Source organism: Anatilimnocola floriformis (assembly GCF_024256385.1).
Taxonomy (GTDB): domain Bacteria; phylum Planctomycetota; class Planctomycetia; order Pirellulales; family Pirellulaceae; genus Anatilimnocola; species Anatilimnocola floriformis.
In genome coordinates this window covers 617062-631281 of sequence record NZ_JAMLFW010000001.1, presented here as the reverse complement: position 1 = coordinate 631281, position 14220 = coordinate 617062, and the positions used below count along the sequence as shown (strand labels likewise).

Genomic DNA, 14220 nt, shown 5'->3' with positions numbered 1-14220 from the left:
TCTTGGCCACGCATCAAGAACTCACTTGGCCCGCAGCCAAACCCCGGCAAACAGGGCAATCCAAGTCACAAAGAACAGCAACGGCACGGCGATCGCCAGCGGCCGGGAGATCGACAAGCCGTCCTTGCGCCCCGGTGCTGCAAACGCCTGCACCGTTCGGCCATACTCCGGCACGCAGCGCTTGATCTGCTCGTTCACATGCACGCAATACCGCCAGTGTCGCACTTGCACCCACAACCATAACAGCGTGAAGAGGAGTGCGATCACCGTCAGCGGCACGAAGACGCCGAGAGCCGGTTCCTTGTTGAACAAAATCGCAAACACGCCGAGCAGCCCGATCTGCATCGCCGAGAAATAGTTGAGGCGGTCGTGAAACAGCCGCTCCTCGTGCATGCCGTGTTGCCAGATGCGGTTGATCTCATCCGGCGACGACGGCACGGGCGGCGGTGGCTCGGTCATTTACTTCAGCTCCGTCCGCTGAGCATACAGATCGAGCGATTCACGATCGCCGATGATCGCAAAGACCTGCCGAATCTGCGCGATGCCATCCGCGAATGAAAACTGCTCCGCGTTTCGGCCCGCCGTCTTGCTGCCGAGCACGTAATAATTTGCTTCGCCGCGGCTGATGCTTTTTGAATCATTGCCGCCGTGAATCGGATCCACGGCAATCTGCAATTCGCTGAAGAGCGCTGTCTCGCCGCGATAACCGACGAGCGCCAAAACGCGATCGAATGACTGCTCGCCAGCGATCTGCCCAGAGAGCGTCACGCTGAACTTGCCGTTCGGCTCGAGGCGAATTCCCTCGAGGTGCGTTCCCCATTTCCACGCCTGCGATTCGCGAGCGATGCGATTGGCCTCTTCGGCCTGCCGCTGCCGCGCCGGCGAACTGCTGCTCTTCGCCAGATCGATCGGCCCGCTCGGTTCGTGCTCGTGACTCGTGATCCAAGTGAACCGCGTGCCCGGCGATTGCTGCTGCAATTCGTCGAGCAGCACCACGGCCGCCGCTGCATCGCAGCCCTCGCCGATCAACAGTGTGTGCCGATCCTCAAACAGACCACGGTCGGCTTCGAGCACGTCAGGCAAGTGATAAACAATTTTGTCGCGCAGCCCGAGTTCGCCGATCGCCGGCAAGCCGCCATGGCCGGCAAAGTTCGGCTGCGAGGCGACGCCCGTGCAATCGAGCACGCCATCGACCATTTCGATTCGCTCATTCCCCTCGCCGCCAGCCGAAACATCGCGCACCAGAATTCGAAATGCCCAATCGCCCCGCTCATCACCCTCGGGCAGATCCGCTTCCAGATCCGTCTTCCGCACTTGCTCCTTGCCAACGCCCAGCACGCGCGTGTTCGTGAACAGGTGATCGCTCAGCAAATCCGAATCGGCCAGCGGCTGCAAATAACGCTCAAGCCATTGCCGGCCCGTCAGCAGCGTGGTTGCTTCCGGCGGCTGATAGTTCTCGTCTTGCGCAGTGAGTGCCCCCAAGCCGAGCGGCGAAGAGTTCTCTGCAAACGGCGAGAGCAAACCGGCGTGCGCCAATCGCTGCACGTGTTCGCACACGCGGCCTTGTTCAAAAATAACGACGTCGTAGCCCAGAAAGCGGGCGTAGAGAGCTGCTTCGAGTCCAATCGGCCCAGCGCCGAGGATGGCAAGTTTTGCGGGAGTATCGATGGCCATGTGAGTTTCAATTGCGAGCGTACAGTATCGTGCATGCAGTAGCGAACTCAGCAATTTACTTGCTCTTTGCCGACCGCACAAAGGCGGTCAGCACGTCCAAGTTCTTGATAAACGTCTCGCTCTTGATAATTCCGCCCGCTGGATCAACCTTTTTCCCAGCGGCATCGCGGATCGTTCCCTTTTCGAGCCACGCGCCGCGGTCGTCGAGCGCGGCGATGATTTCCTGCACACGAGTTGCCGATGGCCCGCTACCGCCAGGCCTTTTTACGAGCGACTTGCCGGCGAGAGCGTCCTGATATTTCTTCTCGAGTGATTCGAGATTCGAGCTGACGATATAACCATAGCCATCGGCGATATTCTGGTCGCTGTAGGTCCAGACATGCCCCTTGCCGCCGGGGCCGCGTTCGAAATAGATCGGCCGATTGGTCTTCACTTCATAAAACCGCGCCAGCTTCCCGCCAGGGAGTTCCGATCGCTTGAACCAGGCGAGAGCTGCCGGAATCGGCGCGAGATATTTTTTGTCCTGTGTCGCTTCGTAGATCGCGATGAGCGACAAGACGATCTTCTGCGATTCGCCACCGGTCACGGCTGGCGGTTCGAATGCTCGGCACCAGCAAGGCTGCATCTGCGCATCGTACTGCTGGGCCCAACTCGCCTGCGGTTCAGGCAACTGTGCGAGAATCAAAAAGTCGCCAGCCTTTTTCGCCGCGGCCAGATACTTTTCATCTTTGTACGTCCGCCAGGCGAGCAGCAGCGTGTCGATGCAATTCGACATCTGGCTATCGTTGAGCACATAACAACCGGTGAAATCTTTCGGCCAGGTTTGCGAGACCGACTCAGGAAACGAAGCCTGCTTGATCGGATACAGCTTCAAGCTCGGCGATTTTTCCGGAAAGCGATCCCAGGAACTCGACCACCCGCCGCTGAGATACTGCGCGCCGATGAGCGACTGCAGGCTGTAGATCGCCGCATCGTGAATCTCGGCGTCCTTAAATTGCAATTCGCCGTCCCATTCGACAAGCAAGCGAATCGCCGACTGAGTTACATCGTCGTCGTAGGTCGTCTGATTTCCTTTCACCTTCCGCTGTTTCCAATCGGCCCAACCGCCGGTCGACTGACGTGTGGCTAGCGGCGTGGGATCTGGAATTGCCTTGCCAGCGAGATCGCGGCGATACGACCACTTGGCCCGCTCGTCGGCATCAAAATGAATCTGGTAATACCAGCCGCCGGAATGCAACTGCCCGCGCGTGAGGCAGAGCGCCGAGGCATACGCGGCCTGGCGGATCTCCTCGTTGCCGGTGGCCTGATAAGCCCGCAGCAGCGCGGCGCCGACGGCCGGTGTGCCGGGCGGCTGAACCCACACCGTATCAGGCCCGGGGATTCCCTCGGCTTCACGCAGAGTAAGATCGGAACTGGTCAAATAAACATAGCCGCCGTTTCGCGCGACTTTTTCGTGCGCGAACCTGACGACTTTCACCAGTGTCTGCTCGACTTCGGCAGGTGTCGGATTTTGCTGCGCGATTGCTGCTCGCACAACACAAACCAGAACCGCCATGGTCAAAAATATCGCCCGTTTCATGGAAGCACCTCATGACTGCAAGCCAGCGAGCAACTCCGGCCGCTTATGATATCCGCGCCGAACAGCCCGGCGATAGCGCCGCCATCGACGCCCTGGTTCGCGCCGCGTTTGGCCAGGACGAAGAAATGCTGCTCGTTCGCTCGCTGCGCGACGGCGGATTCAATCTGCTCTCGCTAGTTGCAGTGCGCGGAAAGGAGATTGCTGGTCACCTCCTTTTCACGCGACTGCTGATCGAAGGCGTCGATCAAACCTGGAATGCCGTCGCGCTCGCCCCCATCGCGGTTTCGCCCGACAGACAACGAAGCGGCATTGGTTCGCAACTCATGCGCACCGGACTGCTGCAACTGAAGGACCGCGGCGAATCGATCGTCGTCGTCCTTGGTCACGAACATTACTATCCGCGCTTCGGCTTTTCAGCGCAACTCGCAGAATCGCTGATCTCGCCGTTTCCGGGCCCGCACTGGATGGCGCTCGAACTGTTGCCAGGCGCTCTGAAAGACGTCCGAGGCCAAGTGAAATACGTCCCGCCGTTCGGCATTGCTTAAATCAATCTGCCATCTGCAATCACTTTAGATATTCAAAAACTCTTCGAGCGCCTCGCGCATCACATTCGCATCGGCATCGACGCCGGTCCAGATCTTAAAGCCGATGACGGCTTGGTTGACGAGCATGCCGAGACCATCGAGCGTGCGGCAGCCGCGCTGCTCGGCATCGCGAATCAGGCGTGTCCGCGGCGGATTGAAAATGACGTCGGCGACGACGAGTTCTTTGCGGAGCGAATTCCCATCCACGGCGACACGGGCTTGTGCATCACCGAGGCCGATCGACGTCGCATTGATCAGCACATCGCAATCGGCGGGAACTTCATAGTCGCCCTTCCATTGCACGAGGTGGCTGCTGATCTTCACGCGGTCGGTTAGCAGGGTGACGAGTTCCTGGCCACGAGTTTCCGAACGATTGACGATCGTGATGTCCGCGGCGCCACTCAAACCCAACTCCACGGCGATCGCACGCGCAGCACCACCAGCGCCGAGCACGACAAATTTTTTGCCGGCTGGGTCGAGCACTGTCCGGAGCGATTCCACAAAGCCTTTGCCGTCGGTATTTTCGCCAAGCAACTTATCGCCGTCGCGCTTCACGCAGTTGACCGCGCCCATCAGTTCGGCAGCGGGGCTCAAGCCGTCGAGCAGCGGAATGGCCGCAACCTTGTGCGGGATGGTAAAGTTCGCGCCGCAAAAACCCATCGCTCGCAAACCGAGGATGGCGTTCGTCAGATTCGTGGCGGGAACTTCGAGCGTGAGATATCGCCAGTCGTCGAGCCCCGCCGCGGCGAAGGCTCGCTCCATCATGAACTGCGTTGGGTTGCCGGCCACCGGCTGACCCATGCAGCAGACAATTTCTTGCAAGGCGGGTTGGGGAGAGTTCGACACTGGCGACTTTCTACTTCAAAACGAACAAACACGAACTAGCGAACCAATTCCTTCATTTCTCGCACGGCCCGTTCGAGCCCAACGAGCACCGCCCGCGAAACAATGCTGTGGCCGATGTTCAGCTCGCGCATTTCCGGAATTCGCGCGACGGGAATCACGCTTTGATAATTCAAACCATGCCCTGCGTGCAACAGCATCCCCAGCTCGCGAATCTGCTTGCCGGCCGCGACGAGAGCAGCCAACTCTTTCTCGCGGGCCAAGCCGCTGGTGAGTGCATACTGTCCCGTGTGCAACTCCACGGCTTCGCAGCCGAGTTTTTTGCCGGCTTCGATTTGCCGCGGATCGGGATCGAGAAACAGGCTGACGAAAATACCTGCCGCTTGCAACTGCTCCACCGTTCGCCGCACTGCGTCAAAATTGCCGACCACATCGAGGCCACCCTCGGTGGTCACTTCTTCACGCTTCTCCGGCACGACGGTCGCTTGCTGCGGCTTGACCTGGCAAGCAATGTCGACGATCTCGGGCGTGACCGACAACTCGAGGTTGAGCTTGACCTGCACCGTCTCGCGCAGCACGCGCACATCGCGATCCTGAATGTGCCGCCGATCCTCGCGCAGATGGACCGTAATCACATCGGCCCCGGCTAGCTCGGCTAGAACCGCCGCGGCGACAGGATCGGGTTCATAGGTCTTGCGCGCCTGACGAATGGTCGCGACGTGATCGATGTTCACTCCAAGCTCGGGCATTCCGGGTTGGTCTCCAGGTAGGAATTGAATGGGAAGATAAAAAACATCCCCTCTCCTCGGTACTCCGGGGAGAGGGTTAGGGTGAGGGGCGGAACCTCAATGGATGCGACTATTGCAGCACTACCCCTCACCCCGGCCCTCTCCCCTGAGTACTGGGGCGAGGGAGAAATACGTCGCTGCGCTGCGCGAGGATTTAAGTTTACGACAACAGCCCCTTCACCACAGTCCCTTCCACATCCGTCAGCCGAAAATCTCGGCCTTGAAAACGGTAGGTCAGCCGCGTGTGATCGAGGCCCAGGCAATGGAGCACGGTGGCATTGAGGTCGTGTACGTGCACGCCGTCCTTCACGATGTTGTAGCAGTAATCATCAGTCTCGCCGTAGGAGATGCCTCCTTTAATGCCGCCGCCGGCCAGCCACATGCTGTAGCAACGACCGTGGTGATCGCGGCCGTAGTTTGTCGCCGTGAGGGTTCCTTGACTGTAAACCGTGCGGCCAAATTCACCGCCCCAGATGACCAGCGTGTCGTCGAGCAAGCCGCGATCTTTCAGATCCTTGACGAGCGCCGCGCTCGGTCGATCGACGTCTTTGCATTGCCCCTTGATCTGACCCGGCAGCGAACTGTGCTGGTCCCAGCCGCGGTGCATCAGCTGAATGAACCGCACGCCGCGCTCGGCCATCCGGCGAGCGAGCAGGCAGTTGCGAGCGAATCCGCCGTCTTCGTTCTTGTCATCCACTCCATACATCTCGAGCGTCTCTTTGCTCTCGCTCGACAGATCGGTCAGTTCCGGCACCGACGACTGCATGCGATACGCCATCTCGTACTGCGCGATTCGAGTCTGAATCTCCGGATCTTGAATCGCGTTGCTCGCCAATTGATTGAGTTGCCCCACGCCGTCAAGCATCTCACGGCGCGCAGTCGCATCGACTCCGGGAGGATTCGAAAGATAGAGCACCGGATCGTCGCCGCTGCGAAAACGAACGCCCTGATGTTCCGACGGCAAGAAGCCAGGTCCCCATAGCCGCGAGAAAATCGGTTGATCTGTTTTGTTGCCACTCCCTTGCGAGATCATCACGACGAACGACGGCAGATTTTCTGTCTCGGCTCCGAGACCGTAACTGAGCCAAGCGCCGAGACTCGGCCGGCCGGGCTGCTGCGAACCGGTTTGCACAAACGTGATGGCCGGATCGTGATTGATGGCTTCGGTGTGGAGCGACTTCACGACGGCGATATCATCGACGACTCCGCCGATGTGCGGCAGCAACTCGCTCATCCAAGTGCCGCTTTTGCCATGCTGTTCGAACTTGAAAAGGGATGACGCACAAGGAAATGACTTCTGCCCCGATGTCATGCCAGTGATTCGCTGACCCATGCGGATCGACGCCGGCAGCTCCTCGCCCTGATGCTGCTTCAGCTGCGGCTTGTAATCGAACAGATCAATGTGGCTCGGCCCGCCCGACATCACGAGATAAATGATCCGCTTGGCCTTGGGAGCAAAGTGCGTCGCCGCGAGAGCCCCCAGTCGCGGCTTGCCTTTGTCGGGAATCTTGCCAGGAGCGCCGAAGAGCTGCGGATTCAGCAAACCAGCGAGCGCCGTAGCGCCGAGACCGGCAGCAGCTCCACCGAGAAACTGACGACGGGCGAGCAGCGGATTGGAAGGGATGTATTGCATGGGAGTTGTGTTTTTCTAGCTCCCCTCGCCCCACCTCGGGGAGAGAGGGGCTGGGGGGTGGCTCAGTGATTCGTCATCTTTGGAGTGATCATGATTCGGTCGAGGCAAATTGATCATCGGGTCTTACCGCATTGCTACCCCTCACCCCCGACCCCTCTCCCCGAGGCGGGGCGAGGGGAGTATGAGAGCAATCGCTCAGCTCAACCCCAACTCCTTCATTCTCTCTCGTACTTGTTCTTCAATCCGGGCGAAAACCTTTTCTGGTTCCCGCAATACATCGTACCCGGCAATCCGCAGCACTTGATAACCTTGCTTCGCGAAAGCTTAGTCCCGAATCCGATCGTGCTCCCGGCCAGACTCCGTGACATGGCTAGCGCCATCCAACTCAAGAACTAAATTCAATTCGACGCCGCAAAAGTCAGCCGTGTAGGGAGGCACTGGATATTCACGGCGAAACTTCTGGCGGTAAATCTGCCGATTGCGGATCCACACCCAAACGGTCTGCACAAACTCATTGCCCGTCGCGCGCTGATCGCGAGCGAATTGAATCGCTTCTGGCGCGCGAGCGGCGGTGCGTTTGAATTTCATTTCGGTCACGATCTCTTTTGTCTGGCTCCCCTCGCCCCGCTTCGGGGAGAGGGGCTGGGGGTGAGGGGTGGAAGTGGAGTTATTCATCATCTTTGGAGTGAAGGTGACTCGATGATTCTGATTGGGGACTCTTTTTGCAGCACTACCCCTCACCCCTAACCCCTCTCCCCGAGACGGGGCGAGGGGAACAATTCAATCAATTCCACATCACCCCTTCGTCAGCGCTTCATCCGTATTCAGTACCGCCGACGCCGTCATGGTCCACGCCGCGAGCTCGTCTGCGTTCAACGATTCGTCCAACGATACTTCTCCCACTTTCAGCAACTTCGCCGCTGCAGCGGGGTTCTGCTGAAAGTGGACAAGTTGCCGGGTGTAAAGGTTCTTGATGACCGCAATCTCCGCAGCCGTCGGCGGTCGAGTCATCACAGTGCGGAACAAGTAGTCAATTCGTTCGTCAACCGTCTTACCGCTCCGCAGGATTCGCTCAGCGAATTGCCGTGAGGCCTCGACATACGTCGGATCATTCAGCGTCACCAGCGCTTGCAACGGCGTGTTCGTCCGCGAGCGCTTCACGGTGCAAACTTCGCGATCGGGCGCGTCGAACGTCGCGAGACTCGCGGGCGGACAAGTGCGCTTCCAGAACGTGTACATCGTCCGGCGATACAAATCCACGCCGTGGCTTTGCTTGTACTTCTGCGCGGTCCATTTGTCGTTGTCGCTGCGGCTCATCAGTTCTTCCCACAAGCCCGCCGGCTGGTAGGGCGAAACACTTTGGCCGCCGATGCGGCGATCGAGCAGACCGCCAGCGAACAGGGCCTGGTCGCGAATGAACTCGGCTTGCAAGCGGAAGCGCGGCCCGCGCGAGAGGAAACGATTTTCTGGATCGCGACCGCGCGACTCAGATGCTGCAGAAGAGGATTGCAAATAAGCAGCCGAAGTCACCAGATCGCGCACGAGGCGTTTCACATCCCAGCGAGTCTCGCCGGAGGATGAGGCGCCGACGAAATCGGTCGCGAGATAATCTAGCAGTTCGGGATGGCTCGGCTGTTCGCCTTGCGAACCAAAATCGTCCGCGGTCTTCACCAAACCAGTGCCGAAGATCATCTGCCAGTAGCGATTGACCGTCACGCGCGACATCAACGGATGCTGCGGATCGATCAACCACTTCGCCAGGCCGAGCCGATTCTGCGGCGAATCTGCCGGGAGTGGCGAGAGAAAGCCCGGCACGTTGGCCTTCAACTCCTGATTTTTATCCGGCTTATCGTATTGGCCGCGCATCAGCAAATAGGTCGGCCGCGGCTGAGCTTCCTGCATCACCATCGTGGTCGGAATCGATGTTTCGATTTGCGTTTGCTGCGACTTCAGCGCCGCAAGTTCATCACGCAGTGGACGCAGCGAGGCCGAAACATTCTGCCGGAAGTACGTCGTCAACTCTTGTTGTTCGGCAGCGCTGCGGGCATCGCGCGCCTTGGGCAACAGCGTGGCAATCTTCGCCGGCATCGCTTCGGCGCCGATTGGCTTCTCGGCCTCGGTCGAAGAAATTCGCACGCGGCCCATCTGGTGCTGGGCAAATTGCGAATCGAATTGCAGCGTTACTTTCAGGCGCGGCCCTTCTGATGACTTGATCGGCTCGGCCAATTCAAAAATGGCAAAGTGATCTTTGCCGACCTGCGGAAAAATCGCCCAGCCGGAGCCTGCTTTGCTGTCGATGGCATTGGCAATTGGAAAAGTATCCTGCTCGAAATCAGCCGATGCGCGGCGGATTTTTTTCGTTGCAAACTCGCCGCTCCCATCGGCGGCTTCGATCTTCACGCCGGTGAGGACAAAGTTGCCATTCTGCGAACGCCCCGGCCCCTTCGCTGGAAAACTCGGATCGGCCAACGCATCGACGCGAACGGCAGTGACTAGCGGCGAACTGGCGTACCAGGTGAACTCGAGCAGTTCCGTCGCCGCACTTGGTCCGCTCGTCAGGAGCGATTTGTCTTCCAACGTTTTAAAGTTTGCACCGCCGCGGCTCTTCGCTTCCACCCGGTCAGCGAAATCCCATTTCACAATATTATCGGCGCTGGCCGCGGTCTTTTCCCACTTCACTTGCTCCGCATCGGCAGCGGGCAACTCGCTAGCCAACTGCTGCTGAATCGCCTGCATCCGCGCCGTGATCCGCGCGGTCTCGGCTTGTTGCAATTTCGTAGGCGTCTTTAAAAACGGCGCGGCGTTGCCCTTGGAACCATCAAGGCCGCTCTCCGGTACCGCGTTGAAGAACGCATACAGCTGATAAAAATCCTTCTGCGTGATTGGATCGTACTTGTGGTCGTGACATTGCGAGCAGCCGACCGTCAGGCCGAGATAAACGGTGCTGGTCGTGTTCACGCGGTCGATGATGTACGCGGTGAGATACTCCTGCGGAATCGCCCCACCTTCGAAGTTGATCATGTGGTTGCGATTGAAGCCGCTGGCAATTTTTTGTCGCAGGTCGCGCGTTTCATCGCCGGTGCTCGGCAGCAGATCGCCGGCGAGTTGCTCGAGCGTGAACTGGTTATACGGCACGTTTTGATTGAACGACTCGATCACGTACTCGCGCCACCGCGTCATGTCGCGGCCGCTGTCGATATGAAAGCCGTGCGTATCGGCAAAGCGGCTCGCATCGAGCCAATCGACGGCAAGTCGCTCACCATAGTAAGGCGATGACAGCAGCCGATCGACTTGCTGCTCATAAGCATCGGGGCTGCGGTTGGCGAGAAACGCATCGACCTCGGCAATCGTCGGCGGCAGACCGATTAGATCGAACGACAGCCGGCGGAGGAGCACATCTTTCGGCGCGAATTGCGTCGATGTCATGCCAAGCTGTTCGCGTTTCGCCTGCAGGAACAAATCGATCGGGTTGCGAACAGCGCTCGCGTCTTTCACAACTGGCAACGCAGGTTTTTTGGGCGTCACGAAGGCCCAATGTTGTTGAAAGTCAGCACCCGCCGCAATCCAGTCGCGGAGCAACTTCTTTTCGTCGGCAGACAGTTTCTTATTGAGGCTCGGCGGCGGCATCACGAGTTCGGCATCGGTCTCATGGATCCGCTTCAGCAGTTCACTTTCCTCTGGCTTTCCCGGAACAATCGGCTTGCCCCCTGATTCCGCCGCACCGACCGCCGAGTCGCGCTGATCGAGGCGAAAACCGCCTTTGCGCTCACCGGCATCCGGACCGTGGCAGCGATAGCAGCGGTCCGAAAGAATTGGCTTGATCTGGCGGTTGTAATCGATCTTCTGCTGTCCGCGCGCAGCCACGAGAGCAGTCAATAGCAGGGCGAGAGCAATTCCAACAGTTGGCAGTTTCATCTCAAGAACAACCAGCAGCGGTAAAGGCGGGAGGCTTCAAAATATGAGCCCAGGGGCGCCTTCAAGCATAACTGAAAACCGCTCAACGACCAATGTTTGCCTCAGCAACTTGTCGACGAACGCGGAGGCAATTACGCTGCCGCCATGGCGAAGAAGAAACCAACGAAGAAGAAACGCAAATCAAATCTTCCTCCTGCGGGGTCAACGTACTACTATCCCATCGGCAAAGGGCTGCACACTGTTTGCCGAGTGCTGCAAGACGCGAGCAGCAAGGAATCGAAGCGCTTCGGCGGCAGCATAGTACTGGTGGCCAATTCGAAGTGGGTTGGTAAAAAACCGCCCGCGATTGATGATCCGACCTTGCGCGAAATCTTGCTCCTCACGCATCACCGAATGAACGGTCGACCCAGCATGAGCTGGGTGCACGGCAAGCCTCCCGCGAGTCTTCAACTGATCGGAGTGATTCCACCTTCCGCCAGTGAAATAAAACTCTTGTGCAATACCTACGCTCACTGGGACTACATCACAGGACAACCCTGGATGCAATGGCGTTTGGATCACGATCATGCAGCCGTGCTGAAAGAGGACGCTGCCGAAGAAGTGGCCGAAGAACGCGAGCGCCAGAAAGCTGATTCCACTCGCCAAGCCTATTTAAAAAAAGTCACATTAGACGACTTGGCTAACCACGAGTTTTTCTCCAGTTGGAAGAGACTGCCGGGACGGAGACTCACGAAGCTCTCGCGCGCATTGATGGCAAACGCGGTGCGCCGATTGACCGAACTTGGAGCGAGGTCGAAAAAGCAGGATCGCCTCGAAGTGCTACGGGATTGCATCGAGGCTTTCAACCACCTCGATTCCCACAACAACCACTTCATTGAAACCGAAGAACGCGAAGCCATTTGCCTCGAGCTAGAAGCAATTTGCCACGCTTGCGGTATGCAGAATAAGTTCGAAGAAGTTCTGGAACAGCGCGACTGGTAATTTTCAACGCGGAATCGTGTAAGTGTTTCGCAGCGCGGCTACACTGCTGGGCGGCGGTTCGCAACTCAATTGAGGAAGACGCGATGAAGTGGCTATTGATCGCTTTTCTGGTCTGCATGCTGACGCCGATGCCGCCGGCCCATCCGGATTCCGAGTTTAGTACGGATACTGCCGCGCAATACGAGAAGAAAATCCAGTCGCTGACGACAGCCATCAGCAAAATGACGGCGGTGAAGCTGCTCGAAGGATTGCCGCATCAACTGTACGAGACAGAGTCCTTAGAGCAAGAGTTGAAAGACAAGAAGACCGTCAAGATACATGGGTTTCCGTTCTACGACGGTCGGATCGACGTCGACAATAAAGTGACAAAGCAACTTCGGGAAGTCTGGAGTGATCCGAAACACTTTGCTCGTTTCGATACGCCGGCAGCATGCGGCGGGTTTCATCCGGATTGGTGCGTGGAGTTCACACAGAACCAGACCGTCTATCAGGTCCTGATTTGTTTCGGCTGCCACGAAGCCCGCCTCTATGGACCGATCAGCTCTGCCTACGTTGTCTTGGGTGACGAGTCCTACAAGGAACTTGTCGCAGTTCTCAAGCCGTTTCAAAAGCAGCGACCGAAGTTCAAGGCTTCCAAGTCGCTTTCTCCGACTGAATAGTGACGCAGCCGCAAGGCACGGATTACACTGCCTGCGATCCGCAACTCTCTCGGAGAATCGCTTGTGCAACCCATGATGCAATCGCTTACTCGTCGAACATTCCTGCAAGGTTCCACCGCTGCTCTCGCTGCCGGCGCGCTCGGCGGCGTTGCACTTGATGAAGTTGCGGCGCAGATTCCTGGACAAAGGCCTGATCGTCCGGAAGGAATCACCGTCCTCAATCCACAAGGTCGGGTGCCGATGAGTTTCATCATTGATGACTCGACTTGTCTGGTGAACCTCGCCCATTTTTGCATTCCGCAGTTCGCCGAAGTTTTTCCAGACAAGTATCTGCAGGATTGGCGGAAGTTGCCGCGGGGAATTCCCGATTCGTTTGTGCGCGAGTTTGGCGAGTGGTGCCACGAGCATGGCGTGAAAGGGAAATACAGCATCGTGCCGTATCCGGCGACGGTGGGCTGGATCGATCGCGAGATGCCCGGCTGGAGCAAAAAAGAACTGCAGGATAGTTTGAAACTCGTGCGCGATTTGATGGTGCCTGATTGGGATATTCATCCGGAGATGATCACGCACACCTGGGCCATCAATACCGAGACCGGCAGGCCTTATGAACAACGCAACGAAAACTTTATGGAGAACTGGGGCTTCTCGGCGGGCAAGAGCGTTGATGAAGTCGCGAACTACATGGCCTATGCGCTGAAGATCTTGAAGAACGCCGGTTTGTCCTGCGAAGGAATCACCACGCCGGGCGGCTTTGGCAACAAGGTGCTGCCGAATCTGTCGCAGGCGACACTGCAGGCCTGCCGCGATGTCTTTCAAGCCGAGATTCCGCATTACTTTCGGCATTTGTACGACAAGGGTGACCGCAGCGTGGCGCCACGCGTGGAGTATGCCGCGGGTTTGGAGAGCAACGATCCGAAGTGCGTGGTGTCGATCATTGGTTGCACTGGCGATTGGTTCGGTGGCTGGGATGGTCTCACGCCGGGGAACGCCAATCAGTGCATCTCTGCCGATGGCACGGGTGGCCGTTTGCCCGAAGTGATCGACCGCGGCGAGCCCGCCATCATGGTCTGCCATTGGCCCGGCATTTATTTCAACGGCGAAAAGATCGGCTTCAATATTTTGAAAGAGATCGTCGCGCGACTCGATGCGAAGTACAGCAAGAATGAACTGATCTGGATGAAACTGAGCGAGATCAGTCGGTACTGGGCAGCGAAGGAGTTGACGAAGATTGAGTTGGCCGGTGATCGCGTGAAATTACAGGCGCCGTTTAGTACGCCGAATTTCACGATCGAGATTGCCGCGAAGTCGCCAGCCACGGGAGCGGTGAAGCTGAAACACAAAGAGCAGTTGACGGAATTGAAAGCGGTTGCCGAGCGGAGTGCACTCAAGTCGGGGACATCGCATCAATCCGCCGAGAACCTGACCGTTTGTTTTGATTTGCCGAAGGGCATGAGCGAGCTGATGCTGTAGTTCGCAGGGTGGGTCGAGTGTACTCACGAGGCCCACCAAGTTTGACTCCAATTGCAATTCCTGGTGGGCCTCGTGAGTACACTCGACCCACCCT

At 58.0% G+C, this 14220-nt stretch carries 12 protein-coding genes; 4 read left to right on the top strand and 8 right to left on the bottom strand.

What is annotated here, in order from left to right; genetic code table 11:
- Positions 1 to 21: 21 nt before the first annotated feature.
- Genes M9Q49_RS02515 through M9Q49_RS02505 form a run of 3 tightly spaced genes read right to left on the bottom strand, consistent with a single transcriptional unit; the run spans position 22 to position 3253 of the window.
- Positions 22 to 459: a RipA family octameric membrane protein gene (locus M9Q49_RS02515; protein WP_254507072.1), complete on the bottom strand. Its 438-nt coding sequence runs from the start codon at positions 457 to 459 to the stop codon at positions 22 to 24.
- Entirely contained in the window at positions 460 to 1674 is a 1215-nt protein-coding gene (locus M9Q49_RS02510; RefSeq protein ID WP_254507071.1) for a hypothetical protein, read from the bottom strand.
- Positions 1675 to 1729: 55 nt separating this feature from the next.
- On the bottom strand, positions 1730 to 3253 hold the full coding sequence (locus tag M9Q49_RS02505; RefSeq protein WP_254507070.1) for a pectate lyase: 1524 nt from the start codon (positions 3251 to 3253) through the stop codon (positions 1730 to 1732).
- An 11-nt stretch (positions 3254 to 3264) separates the two neighbouring features.
- On the opposite strand from M9Q49_RS02505, the gene M9Q49_RS02500 reads away from it, so the two are divergent.
- A complete protein-coding gene (locus M9Q49_RS02500) occupies positions 3265 to 3798 on the top strand; it encodes a GNAT family N-acetyltransferase (RefSeq protein ID WP_254507069.1) in 534 nt (177 codons plus the stop codon).
- 24 nt (positions 3799 to 3822) lie between these two features.
- Here M9Q49_RS02500 and aroE read toward each other — a convergent pair whose 3' ends face one another.
- The 5 genes from aroE to M9Q49_RS02475 form a co-directional block, all read right to left on the bottom strand.
- A complete protein-coding gene (aroE, locus tag M9Q49_RS02495) occupies positions 3823 to 4683 on the bottom strand; it encodes a shikimate dehydrogenase (RefSeq protein WP_254507068.1) in 861 nt (286 codons plus the stop codon).
- A gap of 35 nt (positions 4684 to 4718) precedes the next feature.
- The gene (locus tag M9Q49_RS02490) at positions 4719 to 5429 is read right to left on the bottom strand and encodes a pyridoxine 5'-phosphate synthase (protein ID WP_254507067.1); all 711 of its coding nucleotides are present in this window, start codon (positions 5427 to 5429) and stop codon (positions 4719 to 4721) included.
- A gap of 199 nt (positions 5430 to 5628) precedes the next feature.
- Complete coding sequence (locus tag M9Q49_RS02485) at positions 5629 to 7101, bottom strand: DUF1501 domain-containing protein (protein WP_254507066.1); 1473 nt, start codon at positions 7099 to 7101, stop codon at positions 5629 to 5631.
- Between the two features lie 324 nt (positions 7102 to 7425).
- Complete coding sequence (locus M9Q49_RS02480) at positions 7426 to 7689, bottom strand: DUF559 domain-containing protein (RefSeq protein WP_254507065.1); 264 nt, start codon at positions 7687 to 7689, stop codon at positions 7426 to 7428.
- Between the two features lie 207 nt (positions 7690 to 7896).
- Positions 7897 to 11016 (bottom strand): PSD1 and planctomycete cytochrome C domain-containing protein, encoded by a 3120-nt coding sequence (locus M9Q49_RS02475; protein ID WP_254507064.1) that lies wholly within the window; start codon positions 11014 to 11016, stop codon positions 7897 to 7899.
- A 249-nt stretch (positions 11017 to 11265) separates the two neighbouring features.
- On the opposite strand from M9Q49_RS02475, the gene M9Q49_RS02470 reads away from it, so the two are divergent.
- The 3 genes from M9Q49_RS02470 to M9Q49_RS02460 all read left to right on the top strand — a co-directional run bounded on the left by M9Q49_RS02470 (position 11266) and on the right by M9Q49_RS02460 (position 14126).
- Entirely contained in the window at positions 11266 to 11997 is a 732-nt protein-coding gene (locus M9Q49_RS02470) for a hypothetical protein (RefSeq protein ID WP_254507063.1), read from the top strand.
- Positions 11998 to 12092: 95 nt separating this feature from the next.
- Positions 12093 to 12656, top strand: coding sequence for a hypothetical protein (locus tag M9Q49_RS02465; RefSeq protein WP_254507062.1), 564 nt, complete (start codon positions 12093 to 12095; stop codon positions 12654 to 12656).
- A 72-nt stretch (positions 12657 to 12728) separates the two neighbouring features.
- Positions 12729 to 14126: a twin-arginine translocation signal domain-containing protein gene (locus M9Q49_RS02460; protein ID WP_254511810.1), complete on the top strand. Its 1398-nt coding sequence runs from the start codon at positions 12729 to 12731 to the stop codon at positions 14124 to 14126.
- Positions 14127 to 14220: the final 94 nt, after the last annotated feature.